The sequence below is a fragment of the Polyangiaceae bacterium genome, assembly GCA_016715885.1.
Taxonomy (GTDB): Bacteria; Myxococcota_A; Polyangia; order Polyangiales; family Polyangiaceae; genus Polyangium.
Genome location: JADJXL010000016.1, coordinates 212,313 through 230,228, shown reverse-complemented (window position 1 = coordinate 230,228; position 17,916 = coordinate 212,313). Strand labels below are relative to the sequence as shown.

The 17,916-nt window shown below is 57.8% G+C and carries 17 protein-coding genes; 6 read left to right on the top strand and 11 right to left on the bottom strand.

Features of this window, described 5'->3' with window-relative positions:
• The first annotated feature begins 43 nt into the window (after positions 1-43).
• Positions 44-460 carry an acyl carrier protein gene (locus tag IPM54_18475; protein ID MBK9261773.1) on the top strand — a complete coding sequence of 139 codons (417 nt, stop codon included), beginning with the start codon at positions 44-46 and terminating at the stop codon, positions 458-460.
• Here IPM54_18475 and IPM54_18470 read toward each other — a convergent pair whose 3' ends face one another.
• The 8 genes from IPM54_18470 to IPM54_18435 all read right to left on the bottom strand — a co-directional run bounded on the left by IPM54_18470 (position 461) and on the right by IPM54_18435 (position 7,419).
• On the bottom strand, positions 461-1,204 hold the full coding sequence (locus tag IPM54_18470; protein MBK9261772.1) for an SDR family oxidoreductase: 744 nt from the start codon (positions 1,202-1,204) through the stop codon (positions 461-463).
• Positions 1,201-2,664 (bottom strand): radical SAM protein, encoded by a 1,464-nt coding sequence (locus tag IPM54_18465; protein MBK9261771.1) that lies wholly within the window; start codon positions 2,662-2,664, stop codon positions 1,201-1,203. The genes IPM54_18470 and IPM54_18465 overlap by 4 nt, the downstream gene beginning before the upstream one ends.
• 6 nt (positions 2,665-2,670) lie before the next feature.
• On the bottom strand, positions 2,671-3,228 hold the full coding sequence (locus IPM54_18460; protein ID MBK9261770.1) for a hypothetical protein: 558 nt from the start codon (positions 3,226-3,228) through the stop codon (positions 2,671-2,673).
• The gene (locus IPM54_18455) at positions 3,225-3,938 is read right to left on the bottom strand and encodes an SDR family oxidoreductase (GenBank protein ID MBK9261769.1); all 714 of its coding nucleotides are present in this window, start codon (positions 3,936-3,938) and stop codon (positions 3,225-3,227) included. The genes IPM54_18460 and IPM54_18455 overlap by 4 nt, the downstream gene beginning before the upstream one ends.
• Positions 3,935-5,062 (bottom strand): hypothetical protein, encoded by a 1,128-nt coding sequence (locus tag IPM54_18450; GenBank protein ID MBK9261768.1) that lies wholly within the window; start codon positions 5,060-5,062, stop codon positions 3,935-3,937. The genes IPM54_18455 and IPM54_18450 overlap by 4 nt, the downstream gene beginning before the upstream one ends.
• 85 nt (positions 5,063-5,147) lie before the next feature.
• Positions 5,148-5,813, bottom strand: coding sequence for an ABC transporter ATP-binding protein (locus IPM54_18445; protein ID MBK9261767.1), 666 nt, complete (start codon positions 5,811-5,813; stop codon positions 5,148-5,150).
• A gap of 5 nt (positions 5,814-5,818) precedes the next feature.
• Positions 5,819-6,997 carry an ABC transporter permease gene (locus tag IPM54_18440; GenBank protein ID MBK9261766.1) on the bottom strand — a complete coding sequence of 393 codons (1,179 nt, stop codon included), beginning with the start codon at positions 6,995-6,997 and terminating at the stop codon, positions 5,819-5,821.
• On the bottom strand, positions 6,994-7,419 hold the full coding sequence (locus IPM54_18435; protein MBK9261765.1) for a hypothetical protein: 426 nt from the start codon (positions 7,417-7,419) through the stop codon (positions 6,994-6,996). Before IPM54_18435 ends, IPM54_18440 begins: the two co-directional genes overlap by 4 nt.
• A gap of 120 nt (positions 7,420-7,539) precedes the next feature.
• Between IPM54_18435 and IPM54_18430 the strand changes: the two genes are divergently transcribed.
• Complete coding sequence (locus IPM54_18430; protein ID MBK9261764.1) at positions 7,540-8,661, top strand: glycosyltransferase; 1,122 nt, start codon at positions 7,540-7,542, stop codon at positions 8,659-8,661.
• 16 nt (positions 8,662-8,677) lie between these two features.
• Here IPM54_18430 and IPM54_18425 read toward each other — a convergent pair whose 3' ends face one another.
• Entirely contained in the window at positions 8,678-9,601 is a 924-nt protein-coding gene (locus IPM54_18425; GenBank protein ID MBK9261763.1) for an acyl-CoA dehydrogenase family protein, read from the bottom strand.
• A gap of 3 nt (positions 9,602-9,604) precedes the next feature.
• Positions 9,605-9,964: a DUF1428 domain-containing protein gene (locus IPM54_18420; GenBank protein ID MBK9261762.1), complete on the bottom strand. Its 360-nt coding sequence runs from the start codon at positions 9,962-9,964 to the stop codon at positions 9,605-9,607.
• A gap of 240 nt (positions 9,965-10,204) precedes the next feature.
• Here IPM54_18420 and IPM54_18415 point away from each other — a divergent pair, with 240 nt between their 5' ends.
• From IPM54_18415 to IPM54_18400, 4 genes are all read left to right on the top strand, one after another.
• Positions 10,205-11,920 (top strand): hypothetical protein, encoded by a 1,716-nt coding sequence (locus IPM54_18415; protein ID MBK9261761.1) that lies wholly within the window; start codon positions 10,205-10,207, stop codon positions 11,918-11,920.
• A 50-nt stretch (positions 11,921-11,970) separates the two neighbouring features.
• Positions 11,971-14,661: a hypothetical protein gene (locus IPM54_18410; GenBank protein MBK9261760.1), complete on the top strand. Its 2,691-nt coding sequence runs from the start codon at positions 11,971-11,973 to the stop codon at positions 14,659-14,661.
• Between the two features lie 78 nt (positions 14,662-14,739).
• Positions 14,740-15,474, top strand: a complete 735-nt coding sequence (locus IPM54_18405) for a TPM domain-containing protein (GenBank protein ID MBK9261759.1) — start codon at positions 14,740-14,742, stop codon at positions 15,472-15,474.
• A 47-nt stretch (positions 15,475-15,521) separates the two neighbouring features.
• A complete protein-coding gene (locus IPM54_18400; protein MBK9261758.1) occupies positions 15,522-16,337 on the top strand; it encodes a hypothetical protein in 816 nt (271 codons plus the stop codon).
• A 6-nt stretch (positions 16,338-16,343) separates the two neighbouring features.
• On the opposite strand, the gene IPM54_18395 is transcribed toward IPM54_18400, so the two are convergent.
• Entirely contained in the window at positions 16,344-17,888 is a 1,545-nt protein-coding gene (locus IPM54_18395) for a benzoate-CoA ligase family protein (GenBank protein MBK9261757.1), read from the bottom strand.
• Positions 17,889-17,916 lie beyond the last annotated feature (28 nt).

The window sequence follows — 17,916 nt, the reverse complement described above, 5'->3', positions numbered from 1 at the left end:
CTAGCGCGTAACATCGCAGCCACTTCGCTGGAGAACATTCCCAATGGCCGTCGTCTTGCCCGAATCGTCCGATCCCGAAATTGCTGAAAAAGTCCGCAACATCGTCGCCGAAGCCCTCGCGCTCGATCCCAGCGCCGTCAAGAACGAGTCGCTTCTCATGACGGACCTCGGCGCCGAATCGCTCGATTATCTCGACATCGTCTTCAAAATCGAGCGTACGTTCGGCATCCAGATCACGCGGGGCGAAATGCAAAAAGCAGCCCAAGGTGACATGACGGACGATGAATTCGCCCCCGGAGGCGTCGTGTCCGAAAAGGGCCTCGAAAGGTTGCGTGAATTGCTCCCCGAAGCGAAAGATCGCATCGTGCCAGGCCTACGGCCCGTACAAATCCTCGCACTTTTTTCAGTACAAACATTCATTCGAATGGTCGAGGTCAAGCGCCACGGAATCACGGTTTGATCACAAACCACCATCGATGACGACCTGACCACCCGTCATGAACGAGTTTTCGTCGGATACGAGCCACGCCGCAAAATCTGCGATTTCTTCGACCGTTCCAAGGCGACCGAGCGCCGATTGCGCGACATAACTATCGACGCGGTGTTTCGGCAATCGATGCGACAGTCCCGTCTCGAGCAGTCCCGGCACGAGGCAATTGACGGCAATTCCATAGCGACCGACTTCTTTCGCGAGCGCCATTGAAAACCCAACGATCGCCGCTTTGGATGCGGCGTAATGCACGGGCGCATCGAGGACCCGATCGGCGCCGAATGATCCGATGTTCAGAATGTGCCCCTTTTTCGACCGAATCATCGACCGCAACACGGCACGCGAAAAAAGATACGGCCCCTTGACGTTCGTATCCATCACGGCATCCCATTCGTCTTCCTCGATGAGCGCAATGGGCAATATCTGTGTAAGGCCGGCATTGTTCACCAAAACGTCGATGCCGCCAAACGCGACTTCCACCGCTTTTACGGCCTGTGCCACGTGCTTCGCATCGAATACGGAGCCCTTCACGACGACGGGTTCCACACCGATTTCGCGCAAAAGCCGGCCCGTTTCTGCCGCGTCGTCATCGCGCTCTTTGTATGTGTATGCGACTTTTGCCCCCGCACGACCCAGCGCCAAACAGATGGCTCGACCGAGGTTGCGTGAACCGCCCGTGACGAGACACCGTTTACCTTCGAGCGATGTTTTCATGCGCGCCGCCCCAAACCGAGCTTGACGAGCGCAGCGGCGGGTTGCGGGGTGAACCTCGCATCGCGTTCGCGATAAAGAACGTTGTAGGCGCATGAAGGAATGTTCGATCCATCGGGACCCGGCATCCCCACACAACACTTGCGAATGCGATCCGTATCGAACGTTTCTTCGTCCATGTGCGTGTGCACGTAAATGGCCTTCGTGCATGTTTCGGCAATGAGCATCCGGCGCTGCTCGTCCGTATCGGGGGCAAACATGCGCGTCACGAGCTCTTTGAGCGACGCGAGGACTTCATCCAGGTCTTCGCATTCCACTTCGCCCGCCCACAATCGGTTGAGCACGTCCGTGAGAATCTGTTCCATTTCCGGGCCAGGCACGATATAAAGCGCAAGCGAAAGGAGATGGCGCAGGTCGTCGCGCGTCATGAAACGCGTAAAAGGTATCCACCGACCATCGCGCAATCGCAACAAGTATGCGATTTGATAACATAGTGGATGCGCGAGCGGCGACGGCACGAAGTCCTCGACCCGTATGAGGCCTTGCGTTTGTCTTTCGATATCGGCCACGGCATCGAATGCCGTATATCTCGCGCTGCGCTCGAAACTCGTCCCGCTTTGCCCGGTGAACGTCATTGGATGAAATTCGACGGATCGGATGAAATTTTTTGATAGTGCCAAATCAAGGAAAGCGCCGATCTCGTGATCATTTACACCCCGTGCCAGAACGGGCAAGAGCGTCGTATCGACATGGTGCTTTTCGAGCAAGTCGAGAATTTTCAATTTTGCATTCAGGTGATGACCCCCGAGCATTTTCTTGTTTGCTTCACTTTCGAACGAATCGAACGACAAAATGATCCGCGCGCCCATTTTCGCGAGACGTTCGAGCAAAGGTTCGTCCCGCAAGAACCGCAAGCCGTGCGTCGATATGGTGACTCGATTGATGCCATGTTGCGCACACAAATCAACCAGCTTTTCAAATGCCGGATGCTGCGTCGGTTCGCCCCCAGTCAAATTGAGAATGCGCCTGTCCGGCACCGTATGTTGCAAGTGCTTCAAAATGGAGGCAAGCTCGTCCTCCGACATGTGATACGCGCCGTCGTTTTTATTGTGTGTATAACAAATGGGGCAATCGAGGTCGCATTTTGATGTGATGGGAACGACGGGCAAGTGATTACGTTGCTCGTGGGAAGCACACGGGCCGCAATCGTACGGACATCCAGCCGCCACCGGTCGAGGCTTTGCGGGCGGCGAAAGGACCGTAGAATGAGCCACGGTGCTTTCATACCAATCGGCCGACGACGAAAGCAATACGTCTGCCGCGCCGTGCGCATCGCATCGCTTGCGAAGAAAAACCTCATCGCCTGTCCGCACGACTTCGGCTTGCACCGTCTTTTTGCACGTATGGCAAAGACTCGTCGTGATGCTCAACGTTTTTTCTGCCGATGCCCCTGCGTCCGCCATGATGCGTCAACTCCCGAGCTCGATTGCGCTCGTGCGTGCGAGCCATTTCCGGACGAGCCAGTCGGTGGTCATGATCAAGAAAAAACCGAATATCAGATTGACCACCCAGGTTGCCCAAAGGGCACTCGTCAAACTCGCAACCGGCGGCCACGGCCGGTGCGCGAGATTCACATTGAGCGCAGGTGGCGTGAAATAATACGCGAACACCACCATCGACGCAAGAAAAGCAAACGATATCCACGGTGCCCATCGCGGCAACCCCGACCGGCGCACTTCCGCAAATCCCACGACGAGCGGCGCCACGTGCACCAGCACCGACGTCCACGTCGTTGTCCGAGTGGCGCACAGGTCGAATAGGTACCCCCAGGATCCTGCGCCCAAATGAAACGAAAAACCAAAAATGACAAATTCCTTCTTTTTTAGCAAAATTCCAACAGCGAGAATGGCCGTTGCCACGTGGCACGCGTAAAGCATTTCGTAAAGCAGATTGGACGGCAATTTCTCGAAAAAAGCATGCGCCACGAGCACCGCGAAAAGCCCAATGCCAACCCATCGAGGCGTCATAATCCCCCCGTCACGGGCAAGATCGACCCGGTCATCCACCGATTCGTAAGCGCCAGCCGAACGATGGCACGGGCCGCCTCCACGGATGTCCCACGCCGAGACAATGCGCTGAAACGCTGATAGTCCTCGAGCTGGGCCTGTTCGATTTGTGCCGTAATGCCCCCATCGAGCACGCCGAGCAGCACCAAATTGACGCGCACGTCCGCAGAACCAAGCTCCTTGGCAAGCGCGTGCGTCATGCCGAGTCGCGCCGATTGCGTTGCTGCAAATGGAACCGACGCTGGCAGTTTCGTGATTCCCGCCTGCGAAGCCGTCAAAACGACGTCACCACCTCGCCCACCAAGCCTCGAAACGAACGATTGCACCGCAACGAGGATTGACCGCACGTTGACCGCATACAATTCATCATGATAGGAATCCGTGACATCGGCGATAGACGAGCGACACGCGAGCACGGCACAATGGATCAAAATGTCCGGCACGAGCGAGTGTTCATCGAGGCGTGAGAATAGCTCACGTATTTCGTTTGGATTCGTAAGGTTTGTCGGAAATGAACGTGCACCGGTCTCGGCCTCGAGCGTTCGAGCAACGTCGGCATGACGATGGTATGTGAATACCACGCCGATTCCCTCGCGAGCGAAGGCCCGCACGACTTCACGTCCAACGTATCCGGTACCTCCAATCACGAGCGCCGAGCGGGGAGGATTCATGCGCGCGCTCCCTCGGCCGCCTGCAATCCAAGCTCGAATCGTAGCGTTTCGTCCGTACGTACGTGCCAAATATGCTGGTCGAGATAATAATGATGAAAAAAGATTCCCCAATACAGGACGAGAAATAGGTCCGCGATTGCACTCTGACGGGGAAACGGCGTTATACCAGGAAGAACCCCTCGCGCTGCGTTCAACGCGAGATACCCGAGCGATATGACCACGAATACCCCGTATGCTAAAAGCGGTCGTCTGCCCAAGAGCGCGGCGATGGAACCGTCGGTGTTTTGCCCGTGGCGGCGCAGTCCCACGATCGCCGTGATGCCGAGGTAATTCATCCCATGAACGATACCACCCACGGATGTGGACGCCATGAATGCTTGTTCGGGGTCCTCGGGGCGCGGAATCAGCGGTTCGAAGGTGCCAACGACGAACATCGCATACAATTGCAAACCAATCGCGGGCCCAAGCAAAAACAAAAGGGGCCTCGAGCTTTCATCGGGAAACCGCAGGCGACGAAACATGCCGTACGCCACGACCGATACACCGAGCGTCACGAGCAGGCCCATGCCAGCCATCGAAATCCAACGCGGAAAATCCTGCGGGAATCCGAAGAGTGAACGATTTTGCGGATGCCCAAAAGAAAACAAACCGAACGCCAGCCACAAAATTCCATGCAAAAAGTAACGATCGCAGCGTCGTGCGACGAGCGCGCTGCGTGCATGATGCTGATAAATGGCAAGAATGCCATAAAACTGTCTAATGGCGTGATGAAAGCTCCATAGCGTAGCAAAAAGCAAGAATAGATCTATCGGGGCGCGTGAATGCGTAAGGTGTGCGGCTAGCCACGCCAAAAGTCCCGGCAAAAGCCACGCAAAACTTCCAACGAGCAGTCTTCGTCGACGGCGGCGTTCGGCCGCATCCAAATACGTACGAGCCCACGTGGCCAAAAGGTGTGGGCCGTCAACGAATAGGAGAAACGCCCAGAAAAGCGGCACGACGAACCCAGGCACGGCCAATGCGAGCGCGCCAACGCTTGCGGCAACGAGCGCACTGCCGAAGAAAAAGACCAGATCGAAGCGGCGATGGCCGATCCATCCGGTTTCCGCTGCGCTTTTCCATGCCATCGCGGCGCTCGTCACGACACGACTTTACCACGACTGCGGCGCGCGCGTGCAAGGTATTCGAATGAACGAGATGACGAGGCACTCATTACGCGACCAGTTTGCCTCGCCGTAGGCGCAGGACACGCGGGAATTCTGCAAGCAGCTCGGTATCGTGCGTGCACACGACGACTGCCGCGCCGCGCGCATGTGCGCGACGAAATAGCGCTATGACTGCGGCCGCATTGGCGTCGTCGAGGTTTGCCGTCGGTTCATCGGCCAGCAGCACGGCTGGATCGTTGATGAGGGATCGAGCAATCGCCACGCGCTGCATTTCACCTCCGGAAAGCTGCATGACGTCGCTGCGAGCACGTTCTGCAAGCCCAAGCTCCCCCAACAGTCCGTCGGCGCGATCGAGCGCGCGTTTCTCGTTGCCATGCAGCTTCCAATGGGGAAGCGCAACGTTGTGACGTACGTCGAGCGCGGGCAGCAAATGAAAACTTTGAAAAATGAGCCCCACTTCGGCAAGTCGCGTGCGCGCCCGCTGCCGATTCGACATGCCTCGAATCGATCGGCCACGCATTTCGAGGTCGCCAGTGAATTCGGCGTCGAGCAAGCCGAGTATCCCCAACAGCGTGCTCTTGCCCGAACCGCTCGGTCCCACCACCGCAATCATTTCGCCATCGGCAACGGTGACGGAAACTTCGGTCAATGCTTCGACGATGCCCGCGGGCGTATGAAACGACTTAGAGAGGTTTTGAAGAGCGTAAAGCATAAAAACTATTCTCTGCGCAATTCGATGGCCGGCTCTGCTCGCGAAGCAATGACGGCCGGAACGATGCCTGCAAATAGCGTCGTTGCGAACAAGACGAGCGCTGGGACCAGAAACGCATTCAATGTTATGCTCGGTAAAACCACAAATCCAGCATGTGAAAAGATGGGGTGCTTTATAAAGTATTTGCAGAGGGCATAACCGACGCCCGCGCCGAGCATCGTGCCGATTCCACCCACGATGAGCGCTTCGAAGAGATGAATGGCAAAAATTTCGCGCCGGCTGAATCCGAGCGCTGCAATGGTCGCAATGCGACGGCGTTCCGCCAGCACGTGAATGTAGAGAAGCGCGAGAACGGGGATCATGACGGCCACGACGACCATGGACGTGGATATCGCGGCGATGGCGCGGTTGGCGTCAATGGCATTTTTGATGAATTCGTGCGCCTGAAACCAGGGCTCGACCTTGTGCTCCGGTGCGATTGCCGAAACCCGCTTTGCCCATTCCTCCGCTTTGCGATCATCGGTCGTAAAAACCCGGATTTCCGTGCCCGCTCCCTGCTTTTTGAAGATATCGCGCATTGCGCCGAGCGGCGCATACAATGCGTAATCGGTCCGGAGCCCCCCGCCTCCTTCGAGCACTCCTACGACCTCGAAATGCTCCGAAACGAGCCGCAGGTCGTCGCCAATGAAATACGGCAGCGCCACTTTCAGTTTGGTTCCGACCTTGGCGCCAATTTGTTCCGCGAGCACAGCACCAATGACGGCCTGACGCTCTTCTCCCGAAGTGATGCATTTGCCCGAAGCCACTTCACGACAAAACCCGATGGTCGCATCCTCTGCCGATACGTCGATTCCCGTCACGCGGGCCGATGCAGTTCGGTCGTCGACGAAAAGCGAACCTACGTGGACGAACCGAACCGCAGCACCTTTTGCAAATGGCTCTTGGGCGATACGGGCTGCGAGCGCGTCGGCATCGGAAAATGCACCACCGTTTCGCGCCGACACGACGACGTGCCCAGTGTCGCGTGAAATCCCCTTTTCACGTAGCTCGGCGGTATAACCATTGAGGTTTGCAGTATTGGGGATTTGAAAACCGACACCTGCCGCAACCGCCGCAAGAAGCAGCACAAACGAAATGCGGCTACGCACGAGCGTTCGGAATGCGAGGTAGAAAAGGACTTTCACGAATTGCGTTTGCGACCGCGCGCACGCACGCGACGCGAAAGAAGCAGCACCGCTGCGCCCAGAGTCCACGCCCCGACGGCTCCTGCCATGCCGCCATTTCGCACGGAACAGCCGCCCTCGTCCTCACTCGAACCACCACTGCTCGACGAAGTCGAGGAGCCGGACCCCGAGCTGGAACTGGCAGACGTTGTGCAAATCAAACAATCGTATTCAATGGTTCCAGGGGGCGAACCATCGCTGTAATCGAGCTTGGTGCACGTGGACGTCACGCATGTTCCCGCGGACCCGTCGTCTTTTTCGCACGCGTCGCCCGCGGCCTTCATGTTGCAGCCGTACGTGTCCGGAGGTGGTACATCGGCAAACGCAACGGAAGTCGTGGCAACGGACGCAAGCACGCCAAGAACGAGCAAAAAGTTTCGCATGGCCAACAGGTAAGCAGAAATGAGCGCGCATGACAAGAGCGACTCACCTTGCAACGCACGAAGGCTTGACAAACGAGACGAGTTGAGGCGCTTTGGCGCGAAGAGACCTGCACGAGGACGATGATGAAGAACGACGGCGGCGACCTCTTGACGCTTTCGATGATCGTAAAGGACGAAGCGGCGACGATCGCGCGCACGCTTCGAAGCGTGAAACCGTTCATCGATCGCTGGGTCATTCTCGATACGGGTTCGAGCGATGCGACGCGGGAAGTGATTCGTGAAGAAATGGCCGGCGTCCCCGGCGAGCTCTACGACGAACCGTTCGTGGACTTTTCCACGACACGCAATTTGGCGCTCGATAGGGCTGGCACGAACACCGAGTTCATCCTGTGGCTCGATGCGGACGACGAGCTCGAAAATGGCAAGTCTTTGCGAGCGTTTCTCGCACGCGAACGCGCTGCGCGAGGGCCGGATCGCGAAGCGTACTACGTGCGCGTCCGAGCGGGGATATTGTTCGATTCGGCACGCGTGCTCCGCGCGCGCGCTGGCTGGCGTTTTCGCGGGGTCGTGCACGAGGTTCTCACGCATGCGGATAGGCTCCCGCCGAGCCATCGAATACCGGACGTCATCATTCGACATCACCCAGGCCAGGACGCGCTGGAACGATCGCGAAAGCGATGGGAACGTGACGTGGGCCTATTGCAAAAAGCTCTCGCGGACGATCCTCGAGACGCGCGAGCCGCGTTTTACTTGGCCAATACACTTTTTTGGCTGAAGCGATACGACGAAGCGGAAGCGGCGTTTGGCCGGCGGATCGCTCTGGATGGTTGGCGCGAAGAAGTCTTCGAATCACGCCTCACGCTCGCGAAAATTGCTGCTGCGAAAAACCGTTCGTGGCTCGAAGTTCAATCACGGTATCTCGATGCGCATCTTTTTGCGCCGCATCGTGCCGAGCCGCTTTATGCAATTGCAGCGCACCATGACGCCTTGAAGCAGCACGCGCTCACGTTTTTGTTTGCACGTCGCGGCTACGAGCTACCCTTTCCCAAGCAAGATACGCTCTTCGTGGATGAAGAAGTCTACACGTGGAAAATGGCGGACCTCGTAGCATCGAGCGCGTACTGGATCGGCGAATTCGAGATTGGCGAAGAAGCCGCCCGAAAAGCAGCTCGAGCAAGCCCCAATGACAAGCGCCTCCAGACGAACTTCGAGTTCTACTTGAAGCGCAAAAAGAAAAAGTGACTGGGCTTGACTTGTTTTACTTAGACAAACGTTCCCATGCTTTTGTCGCACGCTCGCCACGCACGCGCGAGGCAACGTCGAAGATGGGTTTGTCCGTTGCAAACTTGGCGTATTCCTTCGGTGCAGTCTTCGCGAAGACTCCGTCAATGTCGCGAAGGATGGAGCCTGATTCGGCAAGAAGTCCCGCCAAGATGATATGCGTCACAGGATCTTTCGGATCGGCTGCGGCAAGCGATCGAAGCGACGCGAGAACGTGAACGAGCCTTTCGATCAAGGCGCGACCAAGGTCGTGGGTGCGACAAACCCGGACGAGATACCCGGCCCCCGCAGCATGTACGTGGATGTCTTCGATCGTCCGAAATGGTTTTACGTAGTCGTCGTAGCCGTCCCCTGGAAGGATGTCGGCATCGCTCACGGCCACTTTGTCGAACGAAATTTCAGCGTGCGAGATTTCCGGGACAAACGGAGGTTCGGGCATCGGGACAATTTTGACGCCCGCGGCCTTGGGAGATACGCGAACGACGCGAAACGAGCTACGGTTTGTCGCGGGATCCTCAAAGGCGCTCGCGACGACGAGGAGCAACCCGGCGTGTGGTGAGAGCGTCGCCCAGCGTTTTTCCCCGGTGATGGTGTACGTACCAGACGCACCACTTTCGAGTCGGGTACGAATGGCACGAGGGTGCCCGCCACCGCGCTCCGTCACGCAGAGCGACGTGACGCAGTCCGTGGGCAAACCAGGCACGAGCGCGCGCAGAGCCGCATGGTAGCCGCAGGCAAACGCGGGCGCGAGGGTTTCACTTAGAAAACCGCCCAAGATGGCAGCGTCGATGTCATTCGTTGCAGCACAAACGATCGTCCGATGACGCTGCCACCATGCTTCGAACGTGCTCCACGGAGCGTGCTCGATGGGCGCGGTGAGGATCTCGCGAAGGACGTTCAACCCTCAGCCCCCGACCAGCAGCGTGAAGCCGCCGAAGATCATGCGTTTGCCGTCGAAGGGCATGGTTGCGGGGTCCATGTTCGCGAGGCGCGGATCGCTCATGGCCAGCGCGTTCACCTGGTCGCGATGTTCGCGTGATCGAAAGACGATGTACGCGAAAATGACCGTCTCGCCGGGCTGCAAATCCACACTTTGGGGAAACGACGTGAGCTTGCCGGGCTGCACGTCGTCGGCGACCCATTCGTAGTACTCGAGCGCTCCGTGTTCGCGCCACACCTTGGCACCCTCTTGCGCTATGCGCCGATACTCTTCGAGTTTGTCAGAACGAACTGGCAGGACGTAACCATCGACATACTTGGACATTTCGGCTTTCCTTTGCACGTCTCCCTGCGATGGGAGCGATGCGATTGTGGTCAAACCCGGAGTGTCGTCAAGAAGGCAAGATGCGTTCTCGACGTCGAGAATCTGCTCCGTCTTCGAGTGGCGGATGTGTCGACCGCCATGATTTTTATTCGGAGCCAAAAGGACGCTTCATGATATTCTACCAGCTCACTTACGAGCAGCCTACGGTTCGAGGTTGTTCGCTCACCGAAGGAGCTTTCCATGAAATCGAATTCATTCTGGAATCGTCACGTCGCTGCATGTTCGCTCGTTGCGCTGGCGTCTGCTCTTGGCTGCGGAGGCGGCGGGAACGGCGAAAATCCAAGCGGATCCAGCAGTTCGTCGGGGACTGCAGGTTCGGGTGGCAATGGCAGCGGTGGTGAAGGCGGCGCTGGGAGCGGCGGAGCGGGACAAGGCGGCGCCGGAAGTGGTGGTTCGAGTGGGCAAGGCGGCGCTGGAGGCGGAAGCATGGCGGGATTTGCAGCCGTCGTATTGCCGTCGAGCCGCGCGGTGCTCGAAGCCGACAATGGTGGCGCGCTTTCGGTGCAATGCGGCGTGCAAAAAGACGGCATGCCCTATGGTGGCGCATTCACGTCGAAGGTCACTGTCGCGCCGCAAGCAGGCGTGGTCGAAAACGCAGGGACGTACACGTTCGCCGAAGCGGGTGCATTCGATGCAAGCTGCGAAGTGGTTGTAGACGGACAAACGCTCACCGCGACCGTGCCCATTTCGGTGCTCAATGAAGCCATCAAACCCGCGCTGGCCAAGGCAGGTATTGGAATCTCGGGCGTCGAAAATGGGATTTTTGCCGTCATGGCTGCGAATGGTGGCTCGGACCAAGCTTTGAAGGATGCGGTCGCCTCGCTCGACAAGGGCGTTGCCGATTTGGATCCCGCCCATTATCAGGATCTGACGGATGTCCTGCGCAAAATCCCCGGTGATTACCCGACTCCGGCAAAGCTCGATGCGGCAGGCGTCACGAAAACGACGGGCGACGACGAGCTTGGAGCTGCCATTTCAGAAGTTTCCACTTCGCTTGCCGCGCTTCGAACGGCCATTGCTTCGATTGATCCGATGGCCCTCAAGGCATCCGATGAGACGGAGCTTTCTGCGCGTCGCGCTGCGCTGGAGACCGCCGTGCAAAAAGTCAATGCATTGAATTTGACGGCGCATGGAGTGATCGCAAATCGAAACACGCTCGCGACGCTCGTGCGCGACGAGATCGCGCCCACGACGCGCGCCATGGGGCAATTCGTAACCGCCGCGGCGAAGGCAGAAGCTGGCGCGGTCTTGATGGTCAAGGGTCAAGGGCAAACGCAGTCCGCGGTCGGTTCCGGGACGAGCGATTTCGGTTTCTTGAGCCTCACGATGGGCATGTTCAACCAAAATGCCCTCTTGTCACAAATGATCAATGGGATGTACGGCGAGCTGATCGACGCGATCGACAAGAGCATCAACAACCTGATCTTACTCCAGGCTATCGATTATCTCTTGCCTCCGAATCCTCAAGGCCCCGTCATCGACATGTTGTTCGCAAGCTCGAGCCAAGGATTCTCCAAAGTCGGGTACGACACGTGGGTGTATGGGTCCGGATTCAACAAGGATCCGAACATGAACATCTTCATCATCATTGGCGACGGGTGGCAAACCATCGTTGAAAACATCTTTAGCGCGTGCGGCGTAGGCGATGCGAATACGCTTCCGGAAATGGTCGATACCGTGGAGCAATGCATCAAAGACGTGCAAGAAGCGGCGACGAACAGCCTGCCCACGGATTCGATGGAGGTGATCGAGCCTGGAACGCTGGGAGAGCAGGACGTTCACTTGGGACCATTCCCGCCGGCATGTTCGAGCGCCATTCCGCTCGCCATTGGCATCATCCCGGTGAACTTGGCGACGGGCCGCGGGGCGACGTGGAAATCGAACTGCATCAAGTAGGCACACAAATTTGATTTCCCGTGGCTACGGTTCTGTCTTAGAATCGTGGCATGACTTCTCGCCTTCGCTCCTCCCCTGCCCTCCTTGCACTTGCACTCGTAGCGGCGCCCGTCGTGGCATTCGCCTGGGAGCCGAAAATCGTGCAATACGATCCACTCGTGCGGATGCCCGGTACGCAGCCCCGACCCGATCTGACGCTCGAAAGCGCATCGAGCTGCCTCGGGTGTCACGGAGGATATGCGCCGGAAATCGAAGCAGGTTTTACCTGGCGAGGGACGATGATGGCGCAAGCGGCGCGTGACCCGTTTTTCTGGGCCGCGCTGACGGTAGCCGCGCAAGATTCGATCTGGGCACTCGGAAATCCCAATGGAACGGACATTTGCCTGCGATGTCACATGCCCAAGGGGTGGCTCGAATTACGCAGTGATCCCACGAGCGGTCAGGCCATGAGCGGCTCGGATTTCGACGGTGTGCAATGCGACTTCTGCCATCGCATGGTCGACCCATTTTTCCAAGACACGTACGATGGAATTCGCGAGGGCAGTGATTGGTCTGGATATTGGGACGAAACGAACGCCAGCTTCACGCCATCGAACGCAGCCGCGGAAACCACGTACCAGGCGGACGTTTTGCAATCGAACATGCAGACGTTGTTCAATGGAAACAAGTTTTACGGAGCCGATCATCGCCCGGTACAAACTGGATACACCGAAAACGCGTCGGGGCAATATTTCATCAGCAACAAGCAAGATCGGCGCGCATCGTTTGCGGATGCGCAAGGGTTTCACCCGATGCTCTACAGCCGATATCACAAAAGCAAATATTATTGCTCGACGTGCCACGACGTATCGAATCCGGCGCTGGCAAATCAAGCGTTCGCAGCAACGATGCCAGACGACGGCAGCACGGTATTGCCCACCGAACAAAAATCGGCTGCAGAATACTTTCATGCCGAACGAACATTTTCGGAATTCATGCTGAGCGATTATGGTTTGCCTGGGGGTTCCCCCGGCGTGGGGCCTTATGCGCCGGACAAGCTGACGACGGGACAACCAGGCAATGCGATTGCATCGTGCCAAGATTGTCACATGCCCGATGGTGTGGGCCCGGGAGCGTCGATCGTGGGCGCGGTCGTGCGACCGCAAGAAAGCACCGAGCATCCATCGAGCGGGCAGCCGATACACGATTTGACAGGTGGCAATGCATTGGTTCCGTGGCTGCTCGCGAGCACCCAACCGACGAGTCCGAATTACGATGCGACAAACGCGATGCTGCTCGGCCAAGGGTCGGCAAAACTGACATTGACGCTCGACGAAGGATTACCGCTCGACCCAGCAGCGCTGCTCGCAGCGTCGAATCGAGCCGTTTGGACTTTGAAACGCGCCGCATCGATCCTCGATTTGGCCTACGATCCGGCAAGTGGCGCAACATCGTTCAAATTGCGCAACAACACCGGCCACAAGCTCATCAGCGGATATCCGGAAGGACGCCGGATGTTCGTGAACATTCGCCTTCATAGCGGAACTCAGCTCACGCACGAGGTCAATCCTTACGATTCGAATGCGGGCACTTTGCGAGGGCTCGATCCGGTCGATGCGCCTTCGAGTCCGCCGCTCGGTGCAGCAGAGCAACACGATGACTCGTTGGTGTACGAAGTAAAAATGGCGAGCTCGCTGACGGGACAAACCAAATCGTTCCATTTCATTCTGGGGACCGAGCGAGCCAAGGACAACCGCGTGCCACCGAAAGGTTTTCGAATTGCCGAGGCAAGCAAGCGAATCGTCGACCCCGTTTGGCTTGGAACACCGGATCCCAATCACTTCACGGCCGACGAATATACGGGTGGGTACGATCAGGTGAGCTTGACGCTGCCAGCGGGCGCGAGCCGCATCGATGTGCGGGTCTATTATCAAACGACGAGCCGGGAATACGTGGAGTTCTTGCGTGATCAAATCAATGGAACGGCCACGTCACTTTTGAGCCCCACGCCGTCGGGCGAGATGAAGGCATACATCGCGCAATCGGATCCGTTCTTCTTGCAGCTTGCAGCATGGGGCGACACGATTTGGCAGCTATGGGAGCACAACAAGGACGTTCCTGGAGCCGCTCCGATTGAAATGACTCGTGCAACGTTGGTTCTAAACGACATCTGCAAAGACGCCGGAACTGTGGACGGAACTCCATGCGACGATAACGACGAATGCACCGCGGGCGAAACGTGTTCGGGCGGAGCGTGTGGAGGCGGCACGGCAGTCAGTTGTGACGATGGCAATGGGTGCACGAATGATAGCTGCGACGCAACACTCGGTTGTGTGCATCAAGCAAATGCCGAAAGTTGCGACGATGGGAACATCTGCACGTTGAACGACTCGTGTGCTTATGGCGCTTGCACGGGAAAAACGAAACCGTGTTTGGACGGCGACCCTTGCACCACGGATCGTTGTGATCCTCAAGTGGGCTGCGTTTACGAGCCCATTGCCAATTGCGGGAGCGGCGGCGCGGGTGGCGGCGGAATGGGAGGCGCTGGCGTAAGCTCGAGCAGCTCGGGAAGTTCGAGCACGGGTGGTGCAGGCGGGACCGGTGGGCAAGATTCGGCGAGCGGCGCCGGAGGCGGCTCATTGGGTAACGATGACAATTGTCATTGTCGAATGGTCGGGCAAGGAGACGGCGGGAGCGCTCGATCAGGCCTTTTGGCATTGATCGCCGCCATCGCTATACGAAGAAGGCGAAATAAACCCTAAAATTCACATCGCATCCGATGTCGACGTAATGGGTCAAGCATTCTCAGCACGACGCTTGCATGGGCTTGGTCGGTGCCTATGCTACGAACCCTGACGATTTTCATCGCTGCCGCGTTTCTCTTTTTCTGCTCGATCGTTCGCGCAGAAGAAGCACCCATTCCACCCACACCGTCGCGATGGGTCACCGACACGGTGGGGTTCTTGTCCACGGAAACTCAACAAGCATTGGACAAGCGCCTGGAACAATATGAAAAAACCTCTGGAATGAAGGTCGCCATTTGGATCGGAACGACCGCTGGCGACGCAGCGCTCGAAACATGGGCGCAGAACGCCGTGAATGCCTGGAAAGCGCAGCAAAAAGCTTTCGGAAACGGCATCGTGATGTTCATTCTGACACAGGATCGCGCAATCGATGTCGAGGTTGCCCCTGGGCTCGAAAGTCGAATATCGGACCAATTCGTGGCGCAGATGATTTTTGAACAGATGGCGCCACAACTCGACAAAGGTGATGCCAACGGAGCGTTGACGGCGGCTGTGGACACGATGCTGAAAAAGCTCGATATGCCCGCGGCCGAAACCAACACTGCACCTCAGGCGCCGCAAAAAGCGCCGCGACCGACACAGAAACCGGCCGATGATTCTGCCAAGGAACCGGCCGATGATTCTGCCGAAAAGCCCGCCGAGTCGAAGGAAACGGCGCGCAAGCCGAGTGTTCTGCTGCTCGTGGTGCTCGGAGCGCTGGTGATCTTGTCGACCATCGCAATCGGCGCAGTGACCTTGTCTCAGCGACCAAAGACGAAGACGAAGCAGTAGTGCCTTTGGGGATTGACTCCCGTACGAGCACGTGAGCTGCTCATGGGATGAGGAAACGACATGATATCGAGCTAGCAGCGCCCATTGCGGCGCTGCTGCTTTGTGCAACTGTCACCGCGTGTGATTATTCAAGTCCTGCGCAAAGTACGGGAGCTGGCGGTGGCGGTGGTGGTGGCGATGGCGGGACCGCAGGGAGCGCTGGTTCTGCTGGCAGTGGAGGCGGCGGAGGCGCCGGCGGTGGAATGACGATACCTGCGTGTTCGGCCGAGCAGGGAATGGTCGCGCTGGAAGGCTGGCCGTGGTTCGGATTCGAGAAAGCATTGCCGGATCCGAAACCAGAATTGAATAGCGGTGCGCCGGCTACGATTGTCGCGGTCGAGCTTGGATGGTTGAGCATGACGTTCGACGGCGCCGCGGTGGATTCGCGCCTTGGATGGGTGGGCCCGGATTTGAATGAGGTGTTTACAGCGGGAGACATGGTGACGGTCACGATGGATGCGGGGCTGCAAGCATATCGAGTTGCGGGTGCCAAAGGTCAAGCGGTGGTATTGCGATATGCGAATGCGGAAGTGCCACAAGCATTGCCAGCGATTCCCGGTGGTGGGCCCAATTTGTCCATCGAAGTCGAATGCGCTCACGAAGAAAAGAAAATGTGTGATGCACCCGATCGGAGAACGCTTTACACGTTGACTGCGTCATTGGCAGCGGGGAGCACGAAAATTCCCAGCGGCATGACGGGACAGGTGGGGACGTGGAAAATCCGCCACATCAAGTCGATGAATCTCGAGCTTCACTCGGGCGCGGAATGCACGCTGATGAAGTTCTTCGATGGCGCCGTGCACGCGCTCGAGGTAAAACCTTGAGCAAGCTCAACCCCGACGGAGTTTGCCGCGGTCGATTTTACCAAGGTGCGTCCGCGGTAGCGAATCGACCAAAAATACTTCTCGCGGGGCCTTGTACGGTTCGAGTTTTTCTCGAACGAATGCCTTGAGCTCCTCGCCGAGGCCCTCGTTCGTTTCGCGCGTGAGCACGAATGCGTGAGGCTTTACGAGACCATTTTCGTCCGAAACTCCAACGACTGCGCATTCTTGCACGGCGGGGTGTTTCAGGAGGCAATTTTCCACTTCGGCAGGAGCGAGCCACTTGCCGCCGACTTTGAGCATGTCGTCGCCTCGGCCGCAATAAATGTAGTATCCATCGGCATCTTTGCGAAGCATGTCGCCGGAGACGTACCATTCGCCGCGGAATGCGCGCTGCGTCTTTTCCATTTCGTGCCAATAACAGATGGCACGTGATCCACCGCGGACCCAGAGCCAGCCGACTTCGCCGTCGGGCACTTCGCGGCCATCGTCATCGCAAATGCGCACTTCGAATCCGTCCACGACTTTGCCAAGCGTGCCAGGACGAACGTCGCCGGGGCGGTTCGTCAAAAAGATGTGCCACTGTTCCGCGGTGCCGAGCCCATCGCAAAGCTCGACGCCAAACGCCTTCTTCCAGCGATCGTAGAGCTCGACAGGAAGCGCTTCGCCCGCCGATGTGGACACACGCAAGCACGAAAGGTCCTGCGCCGCAGCATCGGGATGGGAGACGAGGTTGTTGATCATCGTAGGAACGTTGATCAAAATGGTGGGTCGGTGTTTTCGAATTTGTGCGAACAGAGCGTCGGCCGTGCACCGTTCGGGAAAAAGGACGGCGCTTGCTCCCACGGAGAATGGGAAAAGCAGATTGCATCCGGTTGCATACCCGAAATAAAGCTTGGGAACGGACAGGGTACAGTCCTCGGGGCCATATCCAAGCACGCGTTTGGCGAATAGCTCGGTGGTATTGACGAACGAAGCATGCGTCTGGACAACCGCTTTGGGGCGCCCCGTGGTGCCACCGGAAAAGAGCCAAATGGCAGCATCGTCGCGGTGACTGGGAAAAAGGTCGAAGGAGTCGGGAACACTTGCCGCAAGAGCTTCGAACGATGCGTGCTCGGTTTGCCCGGACGCACCGACGACGAGAATACGTTCGAGGTGGCGAGCGCCGCGCGCAGCTTCGGCGAAGGTGGCGAGTTGGTCTTGGTGCACGATGACGACGGCGGCACGGGTGTATTCGTAAAAGTAGGCAATTTCGTCGGGCTTCAGGTGACTGTTGACCATGACGACGACGGCGCCCATGGCGAGAACTCCAAAGAATGCACCGGCAAATTCAGGAATATCGGGCAGCGCAATGATGACACGTTGTTCGGGGACGACGCCGAGACCACGCAGGACATTGCCGAACTTGGCAGCAAGGCGGTCGACTTCGGCGTACGTGATGCGGCGATCGCCGGCGATGATGGCAACACGATCGCCCTGGCCTTCACGCAATCGGGCGCGGAGAAACCAATCGGCCATGTTGAGGTCTTCGGGGATCTCGAAAGGTTGCATCATGGGGCGGATGGTGCGACGAACGAAGGGG

Coding starts and splice junctions, on each gene's coding strand:
- IPM54_18430 (MBK9261764.1), top strand. CDS start 7,540: ATGATGAAGAACGACGGCGGCGACCTCTTGACGCTTTCGATGATCGTA.
- IPM54_18445 (MBK9261767.1), bottom strand. CDS start 5,813: ATGCTTTACGCTCTTCAAAACCTCTCTAAGTCGTTTCATACGCCCGCG.
- IPM54_18455 (MBK9261769.1), bottom strand. CDS start 3,938: ATGAATCCTCCCCGCTCGGCGCTCGTGATTGGAGGTACCGGATACGTT.
- IPM54_18395 (MBK9261757.1), bottom strand. CDS start 17,888: ATGATGCAACCTTTCGAGATCCCCGAAGACCTCAACATGGCCGATTGG.
- IPM54_18475 (MBK9261773.1), top strand. CDS start 44: ATGGCCGTCGTCTTGCCCGAATCGTCCGATCCCGAAATTGCTGAAAAA.
- IPM54_18415 (MBK9261761.1), top strand. CDS start 10,205: ATGAAATCGAATTCATTCTGGAATCGTCACGTCGCTGCATGTTCGCTC.
- IPM54_18435 (MBK9261765.1), bottom strand. CDS start 7,419: ATGCGAAACTTTTTGCTCGTTCTTGGCGTGCTTGCGTCCGTTGCCACG.
- IPM54_18470 (MBK9261772.1), bottom strand. CDS start 1,204: ATGAAAACATCGCTCGAAGGTAAACGGTGTCTCGTCACGGGCGGTTCA.
- IPM54_18450 (MBK9261768.1), bottom strand. CDS start 5,062: ATGGCATGGAAAAGCGCAGCGGAAACCGGATGGATCGGCCATCGCCGC.
- IPM54_18465 (MBK9261771.1), bottom strand. CDS start 2,664: ATGGCGGACGCAGGGGCATCGGCAGAAAAAACGTTGAGCATCACGACG.
- IPM54_18420 (MBK9261762.1), bottom strand. CDS start 9,964: ATGTCCAAGTATGTCGATGGTTACGTCCTGCCAGTTCGTTCTGACAAA.
- IPM54_18405 (MBK9261759.1), top strand. CDS start 14,740: ATGCTACGAACCCTGACGATTTTCATCGCTGCCGCGTTTCTCTTTTTC.
- IPM54_18410 (MBK9261760.1), top strand. CDS start 11,971: ATGACTTCTCGCCTTCGCTCCTCCCCTGCCCTCCTTGCACTTGCACTC.
- IPM54_18460 (MBK9261770.1), bottom strand. CDS start 3,228: ATGACGCCTCGATGGGTTGGCATTGGGCTTTTCGCGGTGCTCGTGGCG.
- IPM54_18400 (MBK9261758.1), top strand. CDS start 15,522: ATGAGGAAACGACATGATATCGAGCTAGCAGCGCCCATTGCGGCGCTG.